This window comes from Methylorubrum extorquens (genome assembly GCF_024169925.1).
GTDB lineage: Bacteria > Pseudomonadota > Alphaproteobacteria > Rhizobiales > Beijerinckiaceae > Methylobacterium > Methylobacterium extorquens_A.
Genome location: NZ_JALJXF010000001.1, coordinates 4,780,462 through 4,803,211, shown reverse-complemented (window position 1 = coordinate 4,803,211; position 22,750 = coordinate 4,780,462). Strand labels below are relative to the sequence as shown.

Sequence of the window (22,750 nt, the reverse complement as noted above, 5' to 3'; positions counted from 1 at the left end):
TCAGACCTCCGGCTCGCCGAGATAGACCTCGCGCACCCGCGGGTCGTTCTCGATGTCGCTGAGCTTTCCCTGCGCCAGGAAGGCGCCCATGTGCATCACCGTAACGACGTCGGCGATCTGCCGGACGAAGCCCATGTCGTGCTCGACCACGATCAGGGTGTTGGTGCGCTTGAGCCGGTTGAGGAAGACGATGGTCTTCTCGATCTCGGATTCGGTCATGCCCGCGACCGGCTCGTCGAGGAGCAGGATCGCCGGGTTCTGCATCAGCACCATGCCGATCTCGAGCCACTGCGTCTCGCCGTGGGAGAGGAAGCCGGCCTCGACCTCGAGCCGGTCCTTGAGGCCGGTCAGCGTCGCCACCTCGTCGAGCTTGTCGGTGAAGCCCACAGGGCGACGCCGCAGCATGTTGCGGAACGGGTTGACCTCGCGGGAATAGGCGACCTCGAAGTTCTGGCGCACGCTGAGTTCGCGAAACACCGCCGGCACCTGGAATTTGCGCCCGATCCCGCGCTGAGCGATCTCGTGCTCGCTCAGACTGGTGATGTCGTCGCCGCGCAGGACGATGGTGCCGGAGGTCGGCTTCTGCCGTCCGGTGATGAGGTCCATCGTGGTGGTCTTGCCGGCGCCGTTGGGGCCGACGAGGCAGCACAGCGTCAGTTCGGTCACGTCCAGGTTGAACCCGTTGATGACCTTGGTGCCGCCGAAGCTCTTGTGCAGGTCGCGGATTTCGAGAACGCCCATCGTCCCCTCCCTTACTCGCCCGCCGCCGGGGCACCGGAGATTGCGTGCGGCATGTCGGGCCGGGCGTGCTTGCCGGGTTGGCGTGCCAGCGCGCCGAGCACCTTTTCGAGAAGGCCCGCCAGCCCCTTGGGCAGGAAGCGCACGACCACGATGAAGAAGGCGCCGAGCATCAGCAGCCAGGTCGCCAGGAACTGGTCGCCGAGATAGCTCTGGCCGCCCTGGATCAGGAACGCGCCGAGGATTGCGCCGAGCAGCGACAGGCGCCCGCCGATCCCGGCCCAGATCACCATGCCGATACTGAAGGTGGTATCGAGCTGGGCCGGCGAGACGTACTGGATCAGCATCACCCAGAGGCAGCCGGCCAGCGCGGCGATGAAACCGGAGATCGCGTAGATGCAGGTCTCGTAGAGGGCGACGTTGTAGCCGAGGAAGCGCACCCGCTCGGGGTCGCCGCGCAGGGCCTGGACGACGAGGCCGAACTTGCTCTGGGTCAGCAGCTTGGCGCCGACCGTGACGGCAATGAGCCCGCCGCAGACGATCCAGTAGGCGGTCGGCCCATAGGGGTCGATGTCGGTGCCGAAGACGTTCAGCGGCGCGGGCGGCGAGATGCCGTTGGCGCCGTTGGTGTAGGGTTGCATGTCGAGGATCAGCGTGGCGAAGGCCGAGAGCATCGCCAGCGACATGATCGCGAAGAACGGCCCCGAGACGCGGGCGCGGAACATCAGCGTGCCGAACACGACGTAGAACAAGGTCGGCACGACCAGCGCCAGCAGGATGCCCCCGCCCGTGCTCCAGAACGGCTGCCAGAACCAGGGCAGGTGTTCCAAGCTGTTGTTGAGCATGAAGGGCGGGATCGGGTTCGAGTCCGGATCCTGCGACTGCATCTGCATGGTCATCGCCATGCCGTAGGCAGCGAGGCCGAAGGCGATGCCCTGGCCGAGATTGAGGATGCCGCCGAAGCCCCAGCACAGGCTGATCGACAGGGCGAGCATCCCGTAGATGCCGTAGACGGCGAACTGGTTGAGCAGGAAGCCGTCGGAGACGAAGGTCGGGATCCCGGCAATGCCGACGAAGAACAGTCCGTAGACCGCCCATTGCGCCGGCTTGCTGTGGTAGAGGTTGCGCGTCGTCATCTGCGGGCGAAACTCTTCTGACGGGCAGGAGGGGTGAGGCTGAGACGTCTCACCGGCGGCCTTTGGCGACGGCGAACAGGCCGCGCGGGCGGAAGCGCAGGAACACGACGATCAGCACGTAGAGGAGGAAGCGGGCGAAGGTGTCGTTGGTGACGAACGCGAAGACCGATTGGAGTTCGCCCGTCAGCCCCGCCGCCGCGACACTGCCCATCAGCGTGCCGCCGCCGACCACCACGACGAGGAAGGCCTGCACCACGTAGGCCGTGCCCATGGTCGGCAGCACGATCGCCAGCACGCCGAACAGCGAGCCGGCGATGCCGGCGAGCCCTGCTCCCAGCGCGAACGTCGTCATGTAGACCCGGTCGGCGTTGATGCCGAAGGAGGCGGCCATCTCCTTGTTCTGCATCACCGCGCGGACCTGCATGCCGAAGCGGGTGCGGTAGAACAGCCAAGCGGTGCCGGCGACGATGATCGCGGTGATGGCGAGCACCACGAGGCGGAACACCGAGAGGCTGGCGAATCCCACCTCGACGTTGCTCTGGAAGATCTCCGGAACGGCGATGTATTTCGGGTCCGAGCCGAAAATCAGCCGCACGCCCTGCATCAAGACGAGCGACACGCCCCAGGTGGCGAGCAGCGTATCGAGCGGGCGGTTGTAGAGGTAGCGGATCAGCCCGCGCTCGATGATGAGCCCCACCAGCGCCACCACGACGAAGGAGGCGGGCAGGCAGAGCAGGAACGGCAGGCCGAACGAAGATTGCAGGGCGTAGGAGGTATAGGCGCCCAGCATGATGAACTCGCCGTGGGCCATGTTGATGACCCCGACGGTGCCATAGATGATCGTCAGCCCGATCGCGGCGATGAGCCAGATGCTGGCGATGCTCAAGCCCAACACCAGGGCATTGGCAAAGGGTGCGATGTCGAGGGACGTCACGGGACCTCCGTGAATGCAGGGCCCGGCCGCGAGGAACCGCAGCCGGAGCGGTTGCGCGGGTAAGCGTCAGATGACGTTCTTGCGGCTCTTGCCATCGGGGGCGACGAGGCCCGTGGCGGTGCATTTGCCGGCATTCGGGTAGATCGAGTACGGATCGGGAGCGACGTGCTCCTTGGCTTCCGAGACGATCTTGAAGCTGCCATCGGCCTGGCACTGGCCGATCTTGGGCTTGAGCCAGGAATTGAAGTTGTCGCCGTCGATCCAGATCAGGCCTTCCGGCGAGATGTCGTCCTCGACCCGCACGCCGCCGCTGACGTCGCGGATCATGCGCGAGGTCACTTCCTCGACATTGCCCGTCTTCTTGATCGCCGCTTCGAGCCCAGCCTTGAACACGTAGGCCGAGAGGTAAGTCTCCTCCATGTTGTAATGGGTGGAGCCGTTCTTGCCGTACTTGCTCTTGAGAAAGTTCTCGACGAACTTCTGGTTGGTCGGGTTGTCGAGCGACTGGAAATAGGGCGCCGAGAGGAAGTGCCCAGCGCCGAATTCGGCACCCATGGCCTTGGTCTCGATCTCACCGGTGGTGAGCGAGGCGATCGGCATGGAATCGACCTTGAAACCTTCCTGCTTGAACTGCTTGTGGAAGGCGATGTCGGAGGCGCCGACCACGGTCGAGAAGATGAAGTTCGGCTTAGCGTCGCGGATTTTGCCGAGGACGGGGCCGAACTCGGAGCTGCCGAGCGGGATGTATTCCTCGCCCACCAACTCGCCGCCGGCTTCCTGAAGCCAGATCTTGGCGTTCTTGTTCGACTCCTTCGGCCAGACGTAGTTCGAGCCGACGAAGAAGACCTTTTTCCCGAAGTTCTTGACCATGTACGGGATCAGGTCTTTCGAGTGCTGGTTGGCCAGCGGACCCGTGCAGATCGTGTTCTGGGTGCATTCGGCACCCTCGTAGCAGGTCGGGTAGTAGAGCAGGCTGTTCTGCGACATCACCACCGGCAGGATCGCCTTGCGACTCGCCGAGGTGTAGCAGCCGAACAGAGCGATCACCTTCTCGCGGATGATGAGTTCCTTGGCCTTCTCCGAGTAAACGTTGAAGTCTGACTTGGCATCGACGATCACCGGCTGGATCGGATGACCGGCGATCCCGCCGTTCTTGTTGATCTCGTCGATGGCGTACTGCATCACCAGGGTCGAGTCTTCCTCCGGAACCGCGAGCTGGCCGGACAGGGAGAACAGGAGGCCGACCTTGATCGGCTCACCCTTCTTCAAGGTGGCGCCCCAGGCCTCACGCGCCGTCGGCAGCCAGAGATGCGGGGCGGCGATCGCGGCCGCGGCCAGCGAAGACTGCTTCAAGAGCTTGCGACGTGTCAGGTCCATCTCGATCCCCTTAAATAGTGTGCAGTTGCCTCGTTTTTGAGCGGACACTTGTATCAACGCTCAAGAAGTAAAAATTTTATCCTGCAGAGAAACGCTACGGCTGCATCTCGCACGGCGTCAAGAGTGTATTTCTTGGTGGGACAAATTTTTTCTCGTGGGCAAAGGCAGACGTGATTGGCAGGCCCTTGCAGCCCGGCTGTGGCCTCGAAGCAAGCAAAATGCCGCAAAATCCAAAAATGCCAAATTGGGAGTTGACCGTATAGGCTCTCCAGTGTCAGCGTAGTAGAGCCAGAGGGATATGATCAAAAAATACGCAAAAGCGCGGGTTTTGATCATACTGCAAAAGAATCGGACGGCGCCGCGGCCAGTGCCTATGGCAGCCAAATAGCCGACCAAACCCAGAAACCGGTCATCGGCTGTGGAACGGCTCTTGCGGATCGTTCGGCAGTCATGCGGATCCAGAAGCGGCAGGGTTGTGCATCGCACAATCGAACAACCTCAAAGACCAGCGAAGTCTTGGCCGCGAACAGCAAAGCAAGGGGAATGTAGGATGCGACGCGGCGGATACGGAATGGAACGAGGGTCGGCTCGGCCCGGACGAGTGGCACGGGCGGCCGGCACGCTCCTCGGCGCCTTGGCGTTCGGCCTACCTGTGAGCGCCCTTGCGCAGCAGGCCTCGCCGGTGGGTCAGTTCAACGACCAGACCCAGCCGCGCACCGATCCCAACATCGCCGAGAAGGCCACAGACACCGTCCGCGTCGGACCGCTCGCCCCGTGGGCCACCCACATGGCCGAGCGCGGGCTCACCTTCGACATCAACATCTACAACTTCTACCAGGCCAACCCGTCGGCCGGCCTGCGCACCGGCGAGCAGTCGAACTCGACCTACTTCGTCCTCTCCATGACCGCCGACATGCAGCGCATCGCCAACATCAGTGGCGGCACCATCAAGTTCACCCAGACCTTCTTCGGAAACGTCCGCAACCTCAACATGGCCGCCGACATCGGCGACACCACGGTCGGCTACCAGCCGCCGTTCAACCCCAACAACAATCGCCTCTCGTTGCTGACCTACCAGCAGAAGCTCCTCGACGACCGCCTCGTCATCGAGGTCGGCCGCACCCACCCCGATCGCTACTACGGCCTGCCGCCGTGCAACTCGATCAACTCCTGCTTCCAGGACCTGTTCTATATCAATGCCGGCTTCACCTCCCCGCTCTACGCGGTCTGGGGCGCCAACGCCGCCTACCAGCTCTCACCGACGAGCTACGTCCAGGCCGGCGCCTTCTCGGTGAACCCCGGCACCAACGCGCTCTCGGGCTACGATTTCGGCTACGAGCGGCTCTCGGGCGCGCTCGTCATGACCGAGATCGGCACCAAGACCGACTACACCATGACCGCCTATCCCGGCCGCGCCTCGCTCACCGGCTTCTTCAACACGGCCGATCACGACGACAACTTCAAGACGGTGTTCGGCACCTCGAAGGGCCTGAACCCCGGCGCCCCGGTGCTGCAGAAGAACGGCACGTCCGGCATCGTGCTCACCGGCACGCAGACGGTCTGGCGCGCCGACGGCGGCCTCGTCGCCAACCCGCACCCCACCGCGATCTCGCTCTATACCGGCACGGGCTATTCCTTCGACCCGACGGTGCCGATCCGCTTCAACTCGTTCGTCGGCGTACGCCTCGACGCGCCCGACCAGAGCCGGCCCAACGACAGCTACGGGCTGAAGATGAACTGGCAGCGTTTGTCGGAGAACTACACGCAGTTCCTGGCGGATGCCAACTTCATCTCGGGCGGTTCGGGCGCCCCGTATTCGCGCGACAAGTTCGTGTTCGAGGCCAACGCGCATTTCGACGTCGGCGCGGGCGTGATCTTCGAGCCGGTGGTGCAGTACGTGGTCAACCCGAACACGTTCTGGAACCCCTTCACCGCGCGGCGGGCGCGTGACGGCTTCTACGCCGGCGCCACCCTCGTCGTCCCACTCGGGACGCTGCTCGGCCTCGCGCCGGGCTGATGTTCAGTCCCGTTGTGTGGTGGTACGTCGGAGACCGCATGGAGGGCCGCGCTATGGGATAGGTTCTCCACGGCAGCGCCACAGCGACTGAGGCGATTCGTCGGGCAATCCAAGCTCGTCAAGAGAGCGTGAGAGCGGCGGCCAAGTGCTACGGCGTCAGCCCGACCACCGTGCAGAAGTAGCGTGGTCGGGAGACGTCAGCGGACGCCCGCATGGGACCGAAGGAAGCGCGGTCCACCGTCTCGAGCCCGGAGGAGGAAGCGATCGTCGTCGCCTTCCGACGACACACGTTGCTGCCGCTGGACGACTGCCTCTCCGCGCTCCAGCCCACCCTTCCGCATCTGACCCGCTCGTCACCGCACCGCTGCCTTCAGCGCCACGGCATCATTCGGCTGCCAGAGATCGACGGCGACAAGCCCAAGCGTTCGCGCTTCAAGGCCTATCCAATCGGCTACTTCCACATCGATATTGCGCAGGACAGAAGAGGGCAAGTTGCACCTGTTCGTGGCCATCGACCGCACGAGCACGTTCGCCTTCGTTCAACTGCACGACAAGGCCACTCAGTGGATCGCCGCAGACTTTCTTCGTGATCTGGTCGTAGCCGTGCCCTATACGATCCACACGGTGCTGACCGACAACGGCATCCAATTCACTGACAATAGGCAGGTGAATGAGGAGGCCGACGCTGCAGCCGACGCCTACTGGGCCGAGCGCGACGAGCCACGCATCTACCGCTGGCATGCGTTCGACTGGGCCTGCGATCAGACCAAGATCGAGCATCGCCTGACCAAGCCGCGCTGTCCGTGGGCGAACGGCCAAGTCGAGCGGATGAACCGCACCATCAAGGACGCCACGGTCAAGCGCTACCATTACGTCAGCCACGACGAACTGCGCCACCATCTGCAGCTGTTCGTCGAAGCCTACAACTATGGCCGCCGGCTCAAGACCTTGCGCGGCCGCACGCCCCTACGAGTTCATCTGCCAGACCTGGACGAAAGAACCCGAACGATTCAGGCTCGATCCGTCACACCACATGCCGGGACTGAACACCATGAACGCGAACCTCGCCGACTACCTCGTGGAGGTGAACGCCGACGTCCCGGAGATCACGACCATCTCGGTCGGCGTTTCCGACCTCACCGCCACGGCGCTCGGCGGGAAGGCGGTCGGAGAGCTCGGCATCGTGGGCGTCGCCGCCATCGGCAACGCCGTCTTCCACGCCACCGGCCGCCGGGGCCGCCACCGGCCCATCACAGTACAGGTGGCGCCAACGCCCGACCCAGGTCCGGCTGGGTGAAGCCATCCGGAAAGCGGTGAGCCACAATTCCCAGTAAGCGGTCTCGGATCGTCCTTGATCAAGGAGTGAGGCTCGACCTTGGTTCGATCTTGGCCCCGTCGAAGGGGTTCCTGTTCCGCGACCTTTTTAACGAAAAGACTATCTCTGTATCGCCATACCTAGAGGACATAGAACTTCATCAGTTTCAGAAGGAAGGATTTAATTTTTAAATCGCACGTCGGCGCAGCAATCCAGGTCATCTGCCTTGAGCTTGGGGCAGGAGTTGCCGATTTCATCGCCATGCCGCGCTCGTCGACCGCTTTCGCGATCCGGGCCGGGGGCGGACAGCGGAGGATGGCCGGACGATGTCGCAGATCGAAGCGGGATGGGGCGCTGGCCCGAGTGGACGCTACGAGGATCTCGCCGGACACTTCCGACCGGTTTTCGCGGAGATCCGTGCCGGTGCCGTCGAACGGGATGCCCAGCGACGCCTGCCCCAGGCCGAACTCGGCTGGCTGAAGGCGGCGGGCTTCACCACCTTGCGCCTGCCCCCGAGGCGGGCGGGCACGGCGCCAGCCTGCCGGAGCTGTTCAACCTGCTGATCGAGCTGTCGGCTGCCGATTCCAACGTCACCAACGCGCTTCGCGCGCATTTCGGCTTCACCGAGGACGTGCTGAGCGCGGCCTCCCCCGAGTGGCGCGCCCGCTGGATCGCCCGGCTCGGCGCCGGCGAGACGGTCGGCAGCGGCGTGTCCGAAACGGGGCCGGCCAAGGTCGGGCAGTTCGACACGGTCGTGCACCGCCGCGGCGACGGCGGCGTGGTGGACGGCAGGAAATTCTACACGACCGGCTCTCTGCTCGCCGATTGGATCCACCTCTCCGCCCAGGACGAGAGCGGCGACCCCGTGGTGGCGGCGGTGCCGACATCTGCACCCGGCGTCACCATCGAGGACGACTGGGACGGGTTCGGTCAGGCGCTCACCGCGAGCGGCACCGCCCGCTTCGAGGGCGTGGTCCTGGCCCCGGACCTGATCAAGCCGGAGACGGTGCGCTTCCCCTACGCCATGGCCTTTTTCCAGCTCGTGCATCTGGCTACGCTCGCCGGCATCGCCCGGGCGACAGCCGAGGACGCAGCGCGGCTGGTGGCGGCCCGCGCCCGCGTCTACAGCCACGGCAATGCCGGCCGCACGGCGGACGACCCGCAAGTGCAGGCAGTGGTGGGCCGGGTGCGCGGCAACGCCTACGCGGCGGCCGCCATCGTCCTGAAGGCGGCCGAGAGCGTGCAGCGCGCCGCCGAGGCCGCCCTGGCGCAGGGGCGGGACGCGGCCGAGCCGGCCTGCGCGCTCGCCGATGTCGAGATCAACCAAGCCGTCACCGTGGTGACGAACCTCGTGCTGGAGGCCACCACCGTGCTGTTCGACGCGCTCGGCGCCTCCGCGGTGAAGGCGGAGCACGGGCTCGACCGCTACTGGCGCAACGCCCGCACACTGGCCTCGCACAATCCGCGGATCTACCGCGAGCGCAGCGTCGGGGAATTTGCGATCAGCGGCACCCGGCCGCCCCGCGAGTACCGCGTCGGCACGGCCTGAGCGGACGTACGATGTCCCGCCGCTCCGACCGGATGCGCCTCGGCGCCTTCCTCTATCCCGGCGGCCATCACGTCGCCGCCTGGCGCCATCCCGCCTCGCAGGCCGACGCGGGCGTCAACGTCGCGCATTATCGACAGATCGCCCGGACCGCCGAGGCGGCGGGCTTCGATCTCCTGTTCCTCGCCGACGGGGTCAGCATCCGCGGCGACGACCTCGACGCGTTGAGCCGCACCGCGATCCGCTATGTCGGCCAGTTCGAGCCGCTGACGCTGCTGTCCTATCTCGCCGCCGTGACCGAGCGGATCGGCCTCGTGGCCACCGCCTCCACGACCTACAACGAGCCGTTCCACGTCGCGCGCAAATTCGCCTCCCTCGATCATCTCAGCGGTGGCCGGGCCGGCTGGAACCTCGTCACCTCCGCCGATCCGCGCGAGGCCTGGAACTTCGGTCGCGAGAGCCACATGGCCCATGCCAACCGCTATGCCCGGGCCGAGGAGTTCGTGGACGTGGTCCGCGGCCTATGGGATTCCTACGAGGACGACGCCTTCGTCCGCGACCGGGCGGACGGCCGCTTCTTCGATCCCGGCAAGCTCCATCTCCTGGCGCACGAGGGCCCGCACTTCTCGGTGCGCGGGCCCCTCAACGTGCCGCGCCCGCCTCAGGGGCATCCGGTCGTTGTGCAGGCCGGCTCGTCGGAGGCCGGCAAGAGCCTCGCGGCGCGCACCGCCGAGGTGATCTTCACCGCCCAGCAGACGCTTGAGGACGCGACCGCCTTCTACGCCGACGTGAAGGGCCGGATGCGCGCCTTCGGGCGCGATCCGGATCACCTCAAGATCATGCCGGGGGCCTTCCCCGTGGTCGGGCGCACGGAAGGCGAGGCGCAGGACAAGTTCGACGCACTCCAGGAACTGATCCACCCGGTGGTCGGCCGCTCGCTTCTCGAACAGCTCACCGGCGCGGACTTCTCCGCCCATCCGGACGACGCGCCGGTGCCGGAGATGCCCGAGACCGAGGGCGGCAAGAGCCGCAAGGACCTGTTCGTGCAACTCGCCCGCCGCGAGGGGCTGACGATCCGCGAGCTGTACCTGCGCGCCGCCGCAGCCCGGGGCCACTGGACCCTCGTCGGCACGCCCGTGCAGATCGCCGACGCCCTGCAGGAGCGCTTCGAGGCCTTCGGCGCCGACGGCTTCAACATCATGCCGCCGACCCTTCCGGGCGGGCTCGACGACTTCGCCGCGCTGGTGATTCCGGAACTGCGCCGCCGCGGCCTGATCCGCAGCCGTTACGAAGGTGCGACTTTGCGCGAGCATCTCGGCCTGCCGCGCCCGCCGCATCAGGCCGCGGAGATGCGGTGATCGTGACGCCGGTCCCCTCATTTGTGGAGACATCCATGCCGATCGTGGACATGCGCAGCCGTCCGTCCTTCCTGCACGCCTTCTTCGGCGCGACGCCGGGCAGCTCCGAATACGATGTCGTGCGCTGGCTGAACGGCCGCGTCGGCTCCCGGGAGATCGACCACTTCACCCGCGGCGCCACCCTCGACGGTTTCCGCGCCGAGATGGACGAGGCCGGCATCGATGTCGCCGTGATGGTCGCCCGTTCGGTGCCGGGCGTGCGCGTGACCAACGACGACCTCGCGGCGGTCGCCCGACACGATCCGACACGCCTGATCGGCATCGCATCGGTCGATCCGGTGGAACTGGGGCGCGAGGCGGCGCTGGCGGAGGCGCGCCGCGCCGTGGCCGAACTCAACCTTCGCGGCATCAACCTCGATGCGGGGTTCTACGCGGAAGGTCTGCGCGCGGACGACGCGCGCCTGCTGCCGCTCTACGAGCTGTGCCAGGAGTTGCGCGTCCCGGCCTTCGTGATGTCGGGGCCGACGACGCCGGATCTGCGGCTCAACGATCCGTTCGCCGTCGACCGGGTGGCGAAGCTCTTCCCCAAGCTGCCGCTGGTCTGTTGCCACGGCTTCTACCCGCACGTCGCCGAGATGCTGGCGGTCGCCCTACGCAACGAGAACGTCTTCGTCTCGCCCGACATGTACACCTTCGCGCCGGGCGGGCGCCTCTACGCGGAGGCCGCCAACGGCTACCTGCGCGACCAGTTCCTGTTCGGCTCGTCCTTCCCGTTCCGGCCGATGCGCCAGGGCGTCGAGGATTTTCGCGCGCTGGGACTGAACGACGTCGCGCTGGAGGCTGCGCTGTGGCGCAACGCCGACCGGCTGCTGGACCTCGGCCTCGCCGGAGCTAACCGCCAGCCGCCCGCGCCAGGATCGTGACCGTCCCCGCGGCCGGATCGAGGGCGAGTTCGTCGCCGGTCGCGATCAGGCCTGTCACGTCGCCGTCGAGCCCCGGCCGCCGCCGCTTTCCCGCTGGCGAGGCAATTCCTTGCTTCAATCGTCCTCCACCCGGCGGTCTAACCGCGTTGGCCGGGTCGTCCTGCGACGGCTCCGGCTTGGCCGAGGAGGAAGAGATGGCGGCGATCCCGCGCGAGATCAGGCTCACCGAGGGGCGCCGCCGCCTCGACGTGATCTGGGAGGACGGCTCGGCCTCGCACCTCGCGGCCGTGACCCTGCGGGCGCACAGCCGCAGCGCCGAGACGCTGCGGGCCGGGATCGACGGGCTGCCGCCCGCGCTCCCCGAGGACCTCGCTATCACCGCGGTCGAGCCGGTCGGCGCCTATGCGGTCAACCTCGCCTTCTCCGATGGGCACGACCGCGGAATCTTCCCCTGGCCGTACCTGCGGGCGCTGGCTGACGGTGCGGCGGCGTGAGGGAAATGCCGATGGACGAGATCCGCGACGCGACCTCCGAGGTCGCCTGCGACGTGCTGGTGATCGGCGGCGGCACCGCCGGGCCGATGGCGGCGCTGAAGGCGAAGCTCCGTAACCCGGCGGCCCGCGTGGTGCTGCTGGAAAAAGCCAACGTGAAGCGCTCGGGCGCGATCAGCATGGGCATGGACGGGCTCAACAACGCCGTCATCCCCGGCTACGCCACGCCGGAGCAGTACACCAAGGAAATCACCATCGCCAACGACGGCATCTGCGATCAGGCACCGGTCTACAAGTATGCGGAGCGCTGCTTCGAGATCATCCAGGAACTCGACCGGTTCGGCATCCGTTTCCAGCGCGACCACAACGGTGATTACGACGTCAAGAAGGTGCACCATCTCGGCACCTACGTCCTGCCGATGCCGAACGGCGACACCGTCAAGAAGGCGCTTTACCGGCAACTGCGCAAGGCGCAGGTGCTGATCTCCAACCGCTTCATGGCGACCCGGCTTCTCAACGCGCCCGACGGCGCGGTGGCGGGTGCGGTCGCCGTCAACACCCGCACCGCCGAGTTTCTGGTGATCCGGGCGAAGGCCGTGATTTTGTGCCTGGGGGCGGCCGGGCGTCTCGGCCTGCCGCATTCGGGCTATCTCTGGGGCACCTACGAGAACGCCGCCAATTCCGGTGACGGCTATTCCATGGCCTACCATGCGGGGGCGGGGCTCGCGAACCTCGAGTGTTTCCAGATCAACCCGCTGATCAAGGATTATAACGGCCCGGCCTGTGCCTACGTCGCCGGCCCGTTCGGCGCCTACACCGCCAACAGCGCGGGCAACCGCTTCATCGAGTGCGATTACTGGTCGGGCCAGATGATGCAGGAGTTCTACAACGAACTGCAAAGCGGCAACGGCCCGGTCTTCCTCAAGCTCGATCACCTGCACGCCGACACCGTGTCGGAGATCGAGACGATCCTGCACAAGGTCGAGCGGCCCTCGCGCGGGCGCTTCCACGAGAACCGCGGCACCGATTACCGCGAGCGCATGGTCGAGATGCACATCTCGGAGGTGGGCTTCTGCTCCGGCCACAGCGCGTCGGGCGTGTTCGTGGACGAGTTCGCCCGCACCACCGTGCCGGGGCTGTATTCGGCCGGCGACATGGCCAACGTCCCCCACAACTACATGCTCGGCGCCTTCACCAACGGCGCCGTGGCGGGCGAGCACGCCATCGACTTCGCAGGCGAGATCGACCTTCCGCCAATCGACGCCGAGGCTGTCGCCCGCGAGCGGGCGCGGGTGCTGGCGCCGACGAAGCGCGAGGACGGCATCCCGCCGAACCAGATCGAGTACAAGACCCGCCGCTTCGTCAACGACTACCTCCAGCCGCCGAAGGTGACGGCCAAGATGGAGATCGGCCAGCGGCGTTTTTCCGAGATTCGCGAGGACCTTGAGAACCGCATGGTCGCCCGCGACAGCCACGAGCTGATGCGGGCGCTGGAGGCCGCCTCGATCCTCGACTGCGCCGAGATGGCCGCCCACGCCTCGCTGTTCCGCACCGAGAGCCGCTGGGGCCTCTACCACAACCGCACCGACTTCCCAGAGAAGAACGACGCGGACTGGTTCTGCCACACGATCCTGCGGAAGCGGGACGGCCGCATGGTCAGCGAGAAGCGTCCGATCACGCCGTACCTCGTACCGATCGAGGCGCAGGAGCGCGGCGCCTACGACCGCCAGCGCGTCCGCAAACAGGCTTGAGCCAGGAGTTTTCCGATGCCCCTCGCCCACCAGCCCAGCACCGTCCCGGTCACCGTCGATCCGGACAAGTGCATCGCCGACAAGGGCTGCACGGTCTGCGTCGATGTCTGCCCGCTCGACGTGCTGCGGATCAGCGACCTCACCGGCAAGGCCCACATGAAGTACGACGAGTGCTGGTACTGCATGCCCTGCGAGACCGACTGCCCGACCGGCGCGGTCACCGTCCAGATCCCCTACCTGCTGCGGTAAGCGCCATGCCCATCACCGATCCGTTCGAGGATTTCGGCGACGTCGCCGATCTCGCCCAGGGCCTCGCCGATCCCGATCCGGCGGTGCGCCGCGTCGCGGTGCTGGCGTTGGCCGAGACCGCCGACCCGGAGGCCGTGCCGCATTTGGCACGGGCCGCAGCGGATGCCGACCCGGACGTGCGGCGCCAGGCGGCGCTCTCGCTCGGCGGCTTCGACGGGCTCGAGACCGCCGCCGCGCTGGCCGGCGCCCTCACCGACCCCGACCGCGCGGTCGCAGCGGCCGCCGCCGAGAGCCTGGCAGAACTGAAGGATTCGTCCGCCGGTCGGCCGCTGCTGCCGCTCGCCGGCCATGCCGACGCCTTCGTGCGGGCCGCCGCCTTGCGCGCGCTGCGGGGGCTGCGTCTGCCCGAGGCGCTGGGGCCGGCGGTCGCCGCGCTCGGCGACGCGGAGCCGGCGGTGCGGGCGCAGGGCGTCGGCGTCATCGCCTACCTGAAGCGGGAGGAGACGCTGCCCTCGCTCATCGCCGCGACCCGCGACACCGATTCCGAGGTGCGCCGCGCGGCCATCGGCGGGCTCGCCTTCTCGCGCCACGCCAGCGCGGTCGAGGCCATTGCCGGCGCACTGCGCGATCCCGAGTGGAGCGTGCGCGAGATCGCCGCCGAGGCGCTCGGCCGGGCGGGAAATACGGAGGCCGCCGAGGTGCTGATCGCGGCGCTAGGAGATGCCGCGTGGCAGGTCCGCCAAAAAACCCTGCGCAGCCTCGGCCGGCTCAAGGCGCGCCGCGCCGTGCCGAAGGTGCTCGCCTCCCTCTCCGACGCGATGGCGGGCCTGCGCAAGGAGGCGGCCGCCGCGCTCGGCGAGATCGCCGACCCGGCGGCGCGGGAGGGGCTGGAGGGCATCGCCAACGATCCCGATCCGGACGTGCGCAAGACCGCGCGCTGGGCCCTCGACCGGCTGGCGGCGTAGGGGGTCGTCACCACATCGTCTGGCGCGCCCGCTCGGCCCAGGCCGCGTCGTAGGCCTCGCCTCCGACGCGGCCGGCGCTCAACTCGGCGAGGATCTGGCCGGGCGACGGCAGCGTCCTTGGATCGACGTGGCACTCCGCCCGCCAGAGGCCGGAGCGGATCAGGGCGCGGGCGCACTGGAAGTAGACTTCGCGCACTGCGATCACCATCACGGTCCGCGGCGCCTTGCCCTCCACCGCGAAGGACGCGCACAGATCCGGGTCGTCGTCGATGGTGGCGAGCCCGTTAACGCGCAGGGCGTTGCCGAGACCGGGGATCAGGAACATCAACCCGACCCGCGGGTCCTCGACGACGTTGCGCAGGCTGTCGATCCGGTTGTTGCCGCGCCGGTCGGGCAAGAGGAGCGTGCGGGGATCGGCCACGCGCACGAAGCCCGGCACGTCGCCGCGCGGCGAGCAATCGAGCCCGCCGGGACCGGAGGTGGCGAGCGCCAGGAACGGCGAGGCCTCGATCAGGCGGCGGTATTGCGGCGTGACGTGGTCGGCGACCTTCGTGGTCGAGGGCACGGCGACCGCGCCGAACGCGCCGTAGATCCGCTCCAATTCCACAACGTCCCGAACCGCCGCCATCACCCATTCCCCCGCGTCACGGATCGGCTTAACCGATGCGGTCGCGGCCGCAAATCCGAGCGCAGGGCCGGCCTCATCCCTCCTTCAGCACGATGTCCTGCAACCGATCCGGGCGCACCAGCCGGATATGTACGGCGTCGATCGCCACGAGGCCCTCGCGCTGGAACCGCTTGAGCATCATCGTCACCCATTGCCGGGTCGAGCCGACGAGGGCTGCGAGTTCGTCGTGCGTGATGCGGCGGCGGATGACGACCGTGCCGTTCTCGGGCGTGCCGTAGAGGTCGCCGAGGTTGAGGAGGAGCTGCGCCAGCCGCTCGATGACCGAGCGGGTGCCGAGCATCTGCGCCATCGCGGTGTAGCAGCGGCCCTTGGCCTCCAACGCGGCGATGAGGCAGAGCGCGAAGGCCGGCATCTGGCGGATCAGGCTGCGCAATGTCGCGCTCGACAGCACGGTGACGCGCGCCGGCTCGATCGCCACGCCCGACCACTGATGGCAGCCGCCGCCATGGATGCTCGGGCCGCCGATGAAGTGGCCGGGTGTCCAGTAGGCCAGGGTCACTTGCCGCCCGGAGGGGCCGGAATAGAACACCCGCACCCGCCCCTCCTCGATCAGGAAGATGCCCTCGTGCGGGGCGCCTTGCGTGAACACGCTCTCGCCGGGCGCGAGGTTCACGCTGCGGCCGGCGGCGCGCACGCGGGCGATCTCGGTGGGGGTGAGCCCGTCCAGGAAGCTCGCGCCGTCGTCGAGCCCCTCGACCGTCTCGCTGAGGAACAGCGCGCTCGCGATCAGCGGCGCCGGGCGGCGGGGTTCGGGAAGCGCGAGCGGGACCGACGACATGGAACGAGACCTCGGGACGACGTCCGGTGCCGGCTCCATCTCCCAGCTCGATTATCGGCGCAGTGCACCTCTGAGCAATTCCAAATCGAACGATGGATCGGATTAAATCTTCTATGCCGAACATTTTCACGAGAAGATATTTTTTGGCAGTCGAAAAACATTGAAGATCCGAACAATTCGCATTCTGCCAATGAAATTAATTACTCGCCGGAGCGACCGTGCGGAGGGCAAATCCGAGGCGTCGCCGTCCTCCCGAGCGGCCGACGGAAACCGTCCACGGAGCCCCCGGTGACCCATCGCTTCCCGCTCACCCGCCGCCGCGCGGCCCTCCTTCTGGCGGCGACCTTTTTCGGTGCGTCGTCCCCCGTCTCGGCGCGGGCCGAGACCATCCGGGTCGCCATCGGCACGCAGGACACCACGATCAACTGCACCACCGGCGGGCTGCTGATCCGCGAGCTGAAGCTCCTCGAAAAATTTCTGCCGCATGACGGGAAGTACAAGGACGCAACCTACGACATCCAGTGGCGCAATTTCACCAGCGGGGCGCCGCTCACCAACGAGATGGTGGCGGGCAAGCTCGATCTCGGGGCGATGGCGGACTTCCCCGGCTCGCTCAACGGCTACGCCTTCGCCAAGGCCGGGCGCCGCTCGCTGTTCATCTCGGTGCTCTCGGGAAGCCTGCGCGGCAGCGGCAACGGCATCGTCGTGCCGAAGGAATCGCCGGTGCAGTCGCTCGGCGACCTCAAGGGCAAGACGATCTCGGTGCCGTTCGCCTCGACGGCGCACGGGCTCCTGCTGCGGGCGGTGAAGGCGCAAGGATGGGAGCCGGGCCGCGATGTCACCATCATCACCCAGGCGCCTGAGGTGGCGGGCGCGGCGTTGCTGGCCAACAAGATCGACGCTCATGCCGACTTCGTGCCCTTCGCCGAGCTGTTCCCCTGGCGGGGCTTTGCCCGCAAGATCTACGACGGCGCGCAGGCGGACGCCCCGACCTTCCACGGCGCGCTCGCGGACGGCGACTACGCCGACAAATACCCCGAAATCGTCACCGCCTACCTGCGCGCGGCGATCGAGGCCGACCGGCTGATCGCGGCCGAGCCCGAGAAGTATGCCGAGCTGATCGAGCGCGTGACCGGGATCGAGGCGGAGGTCGCCTACCTGTTCCACGGGCCGCTCGGCCTCCAGACCCGCGACGTAACGTGGAAGCCCACCTACCGGCAGGCGGTGAAGACCTCGTTCGAGACGCTGAAGCTCCTCAAGAAGGCCGATTCCGACATCGACCTCGACCGCTTCGTGGACGACCGCTTCATCCGCGCTGCGAGCGCCCAGGCCGGGCTCGATTACGAGGCGCGGCTGAAGGACGAGGCGCCGCTGGCGCTCAAGGCCACCGACGCCGCCACGGGACAGCCGATCACCGATGCTTCCCGCGTGGCGCAGCTCTGGCTCCGCGGCGAGGCGCATGTCCGTCACTACGCCGCGCCGGAGGCCGCCTTCGCGGCGCTCGCCGATCTCGAGCGCCAAGGCCGCGAGGCCCGCGCGGTCTACGCGCAGGACCGGGGCACCGGCATCAAGCTGTTCGCCACCCAAGCCTGGTACGTGCGCGACGGACAGGGCGCCTTGAGCGCCTTCCTGCTCAAGGGCGCCGCGGAGGGTTATGCCGCGGCCCATGGCGGCGATGTTCTCGACTTCGCCGGCGTCCGGGCCGGTCATCCGAAGCTCTCCGCCCGATGAGCGCCTCCGTCGTCGAGGCGGCGTCCCTCCGCGCGGCGCGCAGGGCCACGGTGCGGGCGAGGAGCCCACGGGCGCTGCCGCTCGGGCGCCTCGCCTTGCGCGGTCTCGCTTTGGCGCTCAGCCTCGCCGCATGGCACCTCGCGGCCACCTACCGACTCGATCTCGGCGTCGTCACCTTCCGCAACGTGCCGACCCCGGCCGCCGCCGCGCAGGCCGCCTGGGCGCTGCTCCACGCGCCCGCGTTGCCGATCCATCTCGGCACCAGCCTCGCGCGGGTGCTGTCAGGCTTCCTCGCCGCGCTCCTCGTCGGCATCGGGCTCGGCCTCGCCATCGGCCGCGCTCGGCTCGCCCGCGACCTGCTGCTGCCGCCGCTCGAAGTGTTGCGGCCGATTCCGGCCGTCGCCTGGATACCGCTGGCGATCCTGATGTTTCCGTCCTCCGAGGTGTCGATGGCCTTCATTACCTTCACGGGGGCGCTGTTTCCGATTCTGCTCAACACCGTGCACGGGGTCGAATCGGTCCATCCGCGGCTGGTCGCCGCCGCCCGCAGCCTCGGGGCGGGGGATGCCGCGATCCTGCGGGAGGTGATCCTGCCGGGGGCCGCGCCCAGCATCGTCACGGGGGCGGCGATCGGCATGGGCACGGCGTGGTTCTGCCTGATCACCGCCGAGATGATCTCCGGCCAGTACGGGATCGGCTACTTCACCTGGGAATCCTACACGCTCCAGAACTACGACGACATCGTCGTCGGCATGCTTCTGATCGGCCTGCTTGGGATGGGATCGAGCCTCGTGGTGCGCTGGCTCGGTGCCCGGGCGACGCCGTGGGTCGGCGCGGGAGGCCAGCGATGAGTGCGGCTGTCGCCGGTATCGAAGCAGACGACGGCCACGTCACGATCCGAGGCGGCGCGATCCGCCTCGGGCGGGGCGAGGCAGCCTTCGACGTGGTCGAGGGTATCGAACTCGACATCCCGGCCCGGCAGTTCGTCTGCCTCCTCGGACCCTCGGGCTGCGGGAAATCGACTCTGCTCGGCGCGGTCGCCGGCCATCTCGCCCTGTCCCGTGGCAGCGTCGCCCTCGACGGGCGGGCTGTGATCGGCCCGCATCCCGACCGCGGCATCGTCTTCCAACAGCACACGCTGTTTCCCTGGCTCAGCGTCCTCGATAACGTTGCCTTCGGTCCGAAGATGAAGGGCGTGGCCCACGCCGAACGCCGGGAGCGCGCCCGCTCGCTCTTGGCCCAGGTGGGGCTGTCCGACTTCGCCGGCCACTATCCGGCGGAACTGTCGGGCGGGATGCAGCAGCGGGTCGAGATCGCCCGCGCCCTGATCAACCGGCCGCGCGTCCTGCTGATGGACGAGCCATTCGGGGCGCTCGACGCGCAGACGCGGCTGACGATGCAGGAACTGCTCCTCGACATCTGGACGCGTCACCGCACCACGATCCTGTTCGTGACGCACGACATCGACGAGGCGCTGTTTCTGGCCGACCGGCTGATCGTGATGACGCCGCGACCAGGGCGCATCCTCGACGACATCCCCCTCGAGTTCGGCCGCCCCCGCGATCGCGGCCTGATCACCGATCCGCGCTTCACGGCGATCAAGCAACGCTGCCTCACGCTGCTGCGGGACGCGCCCGGCGGCGTGCCGCTGGCGCGGCTGAGTCCGATCGGCGTATGAATCGCTCCGTTCCTGCGCCGTAGGGATGATCGCATGCCGGAGGTGACGCCCGTGGCCGCGCAGGCTTCCTCGATGCCGAGCGTCACCTACTATTTCAGCTTCCTGTCGCTGTGGTCCTATGTCGGCAGCCGCGCCTTCCGGGCGCTCGCCGAGCGCACGGGTGCGCAGATCGTCTACAAGCCGGTCGATCTGCTCGCCGTCTTCGCGGCGGGCGGCGGCAAGCCGGTCAAGGAGCGGCCGTTGCAGCGGCAGGCCTACCGGCTCGTCGAGATGCAGCGCTGGCGCCGCATCCGCGGCATCCCGCTCAACTTGCACCCGAAGTTCTACCCGGCCGACCCGTCGCTCGCCCACCGCGTCCTGCTCGCGGCGCTCGACGAGGGAGCCGAGGTCGCCGACTTCGTCCATGCGGGCCTCAGTGCCGTCTGGGCGGACGAATTCGACATCGCCGATCCCGCCACGATCGTCCGTCTCGCCGACGCGGCCGGGCTCGACGGGGCGCGGCTGCTCACTCGTGCCGACGAACCTTCCTTGCGCGAGCGGGAGACGACACTGACCCGCGAGGCGATCGGGCGACAGGTGTTCGGGGCGCCGTTCTACTTTTTCCGCGATGAGCCGTTCTGGGGTCAGGACAGGCTCGATCTGCTGGAGGCGGCGATCGCGGGCTCGGAGGCGCCGCTTCCGCTGCCGGACCTCTCCGGCTCCTGAGCCCACGTCTCTCCCAGCAGAGCGTTGAGTGCGATCGCCGCGATCGCAGTGAGCAGGATGGGGTCTTTGACAATCGGGCCAAACGCATCCGGCACCGCGCGGAAGAATTGCGGCTGCACGATCGGGATCAGGCCGATCCCGAGCGAGGCAGCGATGATCAGCGCGTCGCGGCTGCCGGCCCGGGCGTAGTCGACCTGCGCTAGAATGCGGATGCCGGTCGCCGCGACCATGCCGAACATCACCAGCGCCGCCCCGCCGAGCACGGCCTGCGGGATCGAGGCCGCGAGGAAGGCCACCTTCGGCACGAGGCCGAGCACCAGCATGATCGCGCCGGCCATGGCGCAGACCCATCGGCTGTGCACGCCGGTGAGCCCGACAAGGCCGACATTCTGCGAGTAGGACAGATAGGGGAAGGTGTTGAGCAGGCCGCCGATCAACGTGCCGAGCGCGTCGGCGCGCAGGCCCCGGCGGATGTCCTCCGTGCCGACGGCGCGCCCGGTCATGACGCCGAGGGCCAGGAACATGCCGGTCGCCTCGATGAACACGATGGTCATGACGAGGCACAGGATCAGGCAGGGCACGAGGTGAAAGGTCGGGGCGCCGAATTGGAGCGGCCACACCACCCGCAGCCACGGCTCGGCCGCGAGCCCCTCGAAACTGGTCCAACCGAACGCCACGGTCAGCGCGGTTCCGAGCCCGATCCCGAGCAGCACCGCGATGCGCCCGACGAAGCCTGGGCCGAACCGGGCGATCAGCAGGGTCGCGGCGAGCACGAAGGCCGCCACGGCGACCGTGCCGGGCGCACCGAACTCGGGCTTGCCCGCGCCCCCGCCCGCCCAGCCGACCGCGACGCGGGTCAGCGCGATGCCGATCATCAGGAGGATCGTGCCCGTCACGACGGGCGGGAAGAAGCGCATCACCCGGCCGATGAAGGGCGTGACGAGGAGCCCGTAGAGGCCGCCGACGATCACAGCGCCGTAGATGCCGGTGAGCCCGACGCCGGGCATCGCCGCGATGGCGAGCAGCGGCTGGATCGCCACCGCGGTGACGCCCATGATGACGGGGAGCCGGATGCCGAACGGGCCGAGACCCACCGTCTGGATCAGCGTGGCGATGCCGCAGGCGAACAGGTCGGCGTTCACGAGGAGCGCGATCTGGTCCTTGGGCAGTTGCAGCGCCCCGCCGACGATGAGGGGCACGGCGATGGCGTTGGCGTACATGACGAGCACGTGCTGGAGCCCCAGCACGAACAGCCGCGGCGCGGGCGGGACCGCGTCGATGCCGTCGCGGGCCACGGAACCGGCAATCGGATCGACCGGTCTCATCTCCCCACCCGCGCAAAGACGTGTTCGGCGAAGCGGGCCATCTCCGCCTCGAACGGCTGGAACTGCAGCATGAACAGCTCGATCCCCGCCGCGTGGAAAGCGCGAACGCGCTCCGCGATCTGCTCGTAGCTGCCGACGAGTCCGGCTGCGGTACCGCCGTTGGTGCCGACATGGTGGGTGGCTGCCGCATCGGTCTTGGCGAACATCACGCTGGCGGCGTCGGTGCGGGTGCGTGTGTCGGCGCGGATCGCCTCGTCGCGGCGGCTCAAGTCGAGCAGGCGGGCGAACTCGGCCTGCGCCTCGGCCTCGGTCTCGCGGGCGATCACGAAGGCCGAGAGGCCGTAGCGCAGGCGGCCCGCTGCGGCCGGGCGCCGGGCCACGTCGGCGATGAGGTCGGCGACCGCCGCGAGCGGCTGGCCGTTGATGAACCAGACATCGCCGTGATCGGCCACCAGCGCGCGAGCGGGCTCCGACTCGCCGCCGACATAGATGGTCGGCCGCGGGCGAAACGTGCCGGCGGGCTTCAACTTGTAATCCTCGACGCGGAAGTAGCGCCCCTCGACAGCGACCCGCTCGCCCCGCAGCAGCCGATCGACAAGGGCGATCCACTCGCGGCCATAGGCGTAGCGCTCGTCATGGGCCGGGAACGGCAGGCCCGCCCGCTCGAATTCGGCCCGGTTCCAGGCGTTGACGAGGTTGAGCGCGAACCGGCCCGCGCTGACGTGCTCGATCTGCAGCGCCATCTTGGCGAGCACGACCGGGTGGTAGAGCCCCGGCTTGATCGCCGCGATGATCTCGATGCGCTGCGTCAGCGCCGCGAGCGCGGCGGATGCCGTCCAGGCCTCCAACTGGTCGCGGGTCTCGTCGTAGGGGTTGACCGTGTGCTGGGCCACGAGGACGCTGTCGTAGCCGAGGCGCTCGGCCTCCAGCACCAGCGTGCGATTGCGGTCCCAGGAGGCATCGTGCGGCTCGTCCGGATCGTGCCGGGCGGCGCGGGAGCCGTGGACCGGGGCCCAGACACCGAAGCGGAGCGGATGCGTCATCG

General features: G+C 68.0%; 20 protein-coding genes and 3 pseudogenes. 14 read left to right on the top strand and 9 right to left on the bottom strand.

What is annotated here, in order from left to right; translation table 11 throughout:
* The 4 genes from urtD to J2W78_RS22385 form a co-directional block, all read right to left on the bottom strand.
* Positions 1-741, bottom strand: coding sequence for an urea ABC transporter ATP-binding protein UrtD (gene urtD / locus J2W78_RS22400; protein WP_253373775.1), 741 nt, complete (start codon positions 739-741; stop codon positions 1-3).
* 11 nt (positions 742-752) lie between these two features.
* Complete coding sequence (gene urtC / locus J2W78_RS22395; protein WP_253373774.1) at positions 753-1,874, bottom strand: urea ABC transporter permease subunit UrtC; 1,122 nt, start codon at positions 1,872-1,874, stop codon at positions 753-755.
* Between the two features lie 49 nt (positions 1,875-1,923).
* Positions 1,924-2,808, bottom strand: coding sequence for an urea ABC transporter permease subunit UrtB (gene urtB, locus J2W78_RS22390; protein ID WP_253373773.1), 885 nt, complete (start codon positions 2,806-2,808; stop codon positions 1,924-1,926).
* A gap of 66 nt (positions 2,809-2,874) precedes the next feature.
* Positions 2,875-4,185 (bottom strand): transporter substrate-binding domain-containing protein, encoded by a 1,311-nt coding sequence (locus tag J2W78_RS22385; protein ID WP_253373772.1) that lies wholly within the window; start codon positions 4,183-4,185, stop codon positions 2,875-2,877.
* Between the two features lie 571 nt (positions 4,186-4,756).
* On the opposite strand from J2W78_RS22385, the gene J2W78_RS22380 reads away from it, so the two are divergent.
* From J2W78_RS22380 to J2W78_RS22355, 6 genes and pseudogenes are all read left to right on the top strand, one after another.
* The gene (locus J2W78_RS22380) at positions 4,757-6,202 is read left to right on the top strand and encodes a carbohydrate porin (protein ID WP_253373771.1); all 1,446 of its coding nucleotides are present in this window, start codon (positions 4,757-4,759) and stop codon (positions 6,200-6,202) included.
* A gap of 95 nt (positions 6,203-6,297) precedes the next feature.
* A pseudogene (locus J2W78_RS22375) lies at positions 6,298-7,250 on the top strand (IS481 family transposase); the annotation flags it as partial.
* Positions 7,251-7,253: 3 nt separating this feature from the next.
* Positions 7,254-7,499, top strand: a pseudogene (locus J2W78_RS22370) (hypothetical protein); the annotation flags it as partial.
* Between the two features lie 344 nt (positions 7,500-7,843).
* Positions 7,844-9,066, top strand: a pseudogene (locus J2W78_RS22365) (acyl-CoA dehydrogenase family protein).
* An 11-nt stretch (positions 9,067-9,077) separates the two neighbouring features.
* The gene (locus tag J2W78_RS22360) at positions 9,078-10,421 is read left to right on the top strand and encodes an LLM class flavin-dependent oxidoreductase (RefSeq protein WP_253373770.1); all 1,344 of its coding nucleotides are present in this window, start codon (positions 9,078-9,080) and stop codon (positions 10,419-10,421) included.
* Between the two features lie 35 nt (positions 10,422-10,456).
* Positions 10,457-11,344 carry an amidohydrolase family protein gene (locus J2W78_RS22355; RefSeq protein WP_253373769.1) on the top strand — a complete coding sequence of 296 codons (888 nt, stop codon included), beginning with the start codon at positions 10,457-10,459 and terminating at the stop codon, positions 11,342-11,344.
* On the opposite strand, the gene J2W78_RS22350 is transcribed toward J2W78_RS22355, so the two are convergent.
* Complete coding sequence (locus J2W78_RS22350; RefSeq protein ID WP_253373768.1) at positions 11,313-11,462, bottom strand: hypothetical protein; 150 nt, start codon at positions 11,460-11,462, stop codon at positions 11,313-11,315. The two genes, J2W78_RS22355 and J2W78_RS22350, sit on opposite strands and share 32 nt — an antisense overlap.
* A gap of 76 nt (positions 11,463-11,538) precedes the next feature.
* On the opposite strand from J2W78_RS22350, the gene J2W78_RS22345 reads away from it, so the two are divergent.
* From J2W78_RS22345 to J2W78_RS22330, 4 genes are read left to right on the top strand one after another with little or no spacing between them, the layout of a single operon-like run.
* Positions 11,539-11,838 carry a gamma-butyrobetaine hydroxylase-like domain-containing protein gene (locus tag J2W78_RS22345; RefSeq protein WP_253373767.1) on the top strand — a complete coding sequence of 100 codons (300 nt, stop codon included), beginning with the start codon at positions 11,539-11,541 and terminating at the stop codon, positions 11,836-11,838.
* Positions 11,839-11,849: 11 nt separating this feature from the next.
* Positions 11,850-13,586 (top strand): fumarate reductase/succinate dehydrogenase flavoprotein subunit, encoded by a 1,737-nt coding sequence (locus J2W78_RS22340; protein WP_253373766.1) that lies wholly within the window; start codon positions 11,850-11,852, stop codon positions 13,584-13,586.
* Positions 13,587-13,601: 15 nt separating this feature from the next.
* On the top strand, positions 13,602-13,835 hold the full coding sequence (locus J2W78_RS22335) for a 4Fe-4S dicluster domain-containing protein (RefSeq protein ID WP_056240084.1): 234 nt from the start codon (positions 13,602-13,604) through the stop codon (positions 13,833-13,835).
* A 5-nt stretch (positions 13,836-13,840) separates the two neighbouring features.
* Positions 13,841-14,800 (top strand): HEAT repeat domain-containing protein, encoded by a 960-nt coding sequence (locus J2W78_RS22330; protein WP_253373765.1) that lies wholly within the window; start codon positions 13,841-13,843, stop codon positions 14,798-14,800.
* Between the two features lie 7 nt (positions 14,801-14,807).
* Here J2W78_RS22330 and J2W78_RS22325 read toward each other — a convergent pair whose 3' ends face one another.
* Positions 14,808-15,428: a pyridoxamine 5'-phosphate oxidase family protein gene (locus J2W78_RS22325; RefSeq protein ID WP_253373764.1), complete on the bottom strand. Its 621-nt coding sequence runs from the start codon at positions 15,426-15,428 to the stop codon at positions 14,808-14,810.
* Between the two features lie 73 nt (positions 15,429-15,501).
* Positions 15,502-16,266, bottom strand: a complete 765-nt coding sequence (locus tag J2W78_RS22320) for a Crp/Fnr family transcriptional regulator (RefSeq protein ID WP_253373763.1) — start codon at positions 16,264-16,266, stop codon at positions 15,502-15,504.
* A 288-nt stretch (positions 16,267-16,554) separates the two neighbouring features.
* On the opposite strand from J2W78_RS22320, the gene J2W78_RS22315 reads away from it, so the two are divergent.
* The 4 genes from J2W78_RS22315 to J2W78_RS22300 are packed head-to-tail and all read left to right on the top strand — an operon-like array spanning position 16,555 to position 20,380.
* Positions 16,555-17,997 (top strand): ABC transporter substrate-binding protein, encoded by a 1,443-nt coding sequence (locus tag J2W78_RS22315; RefSeq protein ID WP_253373762.1) that lies wholly within the window; start codon positions 16,555-16,557, stop codon positions 17,995-17,997.
* Positions 17,994-18,848, top strand: coding sequence for an ABC transporter permease (locus J2W78_RS22310; protein WP_253373761.1), 855 nt, complete (start codon positions 17,994-17,996; stop codon positions 18,846-18,848). The genes J2W78_RS22315 and J2W78_RS22310 overlap by 4 nt, the downstream gene beginning before the upstream one ends.
* Positions 18,845-19,675 (top strand): ABC transporter ATP-binding protein, encoded by an 831-nt coding sequence (locus J2W78_RS22305; protein ID WP_253373760.1) that lies wholly within the window; start codon positions 18,845-18,847, stop codon positions 19,673-19,675. The genes J2W78_RS22310 and J2W78_RS22305 overlap by 4 nt, the downstream gene beginning before the upstream one ends.
* 33 nt (positions 19,676-19,708) lie before the next feature.
* Positions 19,709-20,380: a 2-hydroxychromene-2-carboxylate isomerase gene (locus J2W78_RS22300; protein ID WP_253373759.1), complete on the top strand. Its 672-nt coding sequence runs from the start codon at positions 19,709-19,711 to the stop codon at positions 20,378-20,380.
* Here J2W78_RS22300 and J2W78_RS22295 read toward each other — a convergent pair.
* Both J2W78_RS22295 and J2W78_RS22290 read right to left on the bottom strand, forming a co-directional pair.
* Positions 20,299-21,705 carry a nucleobase:cation symporter-2 family protein gene (locus tag J2W78_RS22295; RefSeq protein ID WP_253373758.1) on the bottom strand — a complete coding sequence of 469 codons (1,407 nt, stop codon included), beginning with the start codon at positions 21,703-21,705 and terminating at the stop codon, positions 20,299-20,301. The two genes, J2W78_RS22300 and J2W78_RS22295, sit on opposite strands and share 82 nt — an antisense overlap.
* Positions 21,702-22,748: an LLM class flavin-dependent oxidoreductase gene (locus tag J2W78_RS22290; RefSeq protein WP_253373757.1), complete on the bottom strand. Its 1,047-nt coding sequence runs from the start codon at positions 22,746-22,748 to the stop codon at positions 21,702-21,704. The genes J2W78_RS22295 and J2W78_RS22290 overlap by 4 nt, the downstream gene beginning before the upstream one ends.
* Positions 22,749-22,750: the final 2 nt, after the last annotated feature.

Bases quoted from the DNA above. Each gene is read 5' to 3' on its own strand.
- urtD (WP_253373775.1), bottom strand. From the start codon at position 741: ATGGGCGTTCTCGAAATCCGCGACCTGCACAAGAGCTTCGGCGGCACC.
- urtC (WP_253373774.1), bottom strand. From the start codon at position 1,874: ATGACGACGCGCAACCTCTACCACAGCAAGCCGGCGCAATGGGCGGTC.
- J2W78_RS22385 (WP_253373772.1), bottom strand. From the start codon at position 4,185: ATGGACCTGACACGTCGCAAGCTCTTGAAGCAGTCTTCGCTGGCCGCG.
- J2W78_RS22380 (WP_253373771.1), top strand. From the start codon at position 4,757: ATGGAACGAGGGTCGGCTCGGCCCGGACGAGTGGCACGGGCGGCCGGC.
- J2W78_RS22360 (WP_253373770.1), top strand. From the start codon at position 9,078: ATGTCCCGCCGCTCCGACCGGATGCGCCTCGGCGCCTTCCTCTATCCC.
- J2W78_RS22355 (WP_253373769.1), top strand. From the start codon at position 10,457: ATGCCGATCGTGGACATGCGCAGCCGTCCGTCCTTCCTGCACGCCTTC.
- J2W78_RS22345 (WP_253373767.1), top strand. From the start codon at position 11,539: ATGGCGGCGATCCCGCGCGAGATCAGGCTCACCGAGGGGCGCCGCCGC.
- J2W78_RS22340 (WP_253373766.1), top strand. From the start codon at position 11,850: ATGGACGAGATCCGCGACGCGACCTCCGAGGTCGCCTGCGACGTGCTG.
- J2W78_RS22335 (WP_056240084.1), top strand. From the start codon at position 13,602: ATGCCCCTCGCCCACCAGCCCAGCACCGTCCCGGTCACCGTCGATCCG.
- J2W78_RS22330 (WP_253373765.1), top strand. From the start codon at position 13,841: ATGCCCATCACCGATCCGTTCGAGGATTTCGGCGACGTCGCCGATCTC.
- J2W78_RS22325 (WP_253373764.1), bottom strand. From the start codon at position 15,428: ATGGCGGCGGTTCGGGACGTTGTGGAATTGGAGCGGATCTACGGCGCG.
- J2W78_RS22320 (WP_253373763.1), bottom strand. From the start codon at position 16,266: ATGTCGTCGGTCCCGCTCGCGCTTCCCGAACCCCGCCGCCCGGCGCCG.
- J2W78_RS22310 (WP_253373761.1), top strand. From the start codon at position 17,994: ATGAGCGCCTCCGTCGTCGAGGCGGCGTCCCTCCGCGCGGCGCGCAGG.
- J2W78_RS22305 (WP_253373760.1), top strand. From the start codon at position 18,845: ATGAGTGCGGCTGTCGCCGGTATCGAAGCAGACGACGGCCACGTCACG.
- J2W78_RS22300 (WP_253373759.1), top strand. From the start codon at position 19,709: ATGCCGGAGGTGACGCCCGTGGCCGCGCAGGCTTCCTCGATGCCGAGC.
- J2W78_RS22295 (WP_253373758.1), bottom strand. From the start codon at position 21,705: ATGAGACCGGTCGATCCGATTGCCGGTTCCGTGGCCCGCGACGGCATC.
- J2W78_RS22290 (WP_253373757.1), bottom strand. From the start codon at position 22,748: ATGACGCATCCGCTCCGCTTCGGTGTCTGGGCCCCGGTCCACGGCTCC.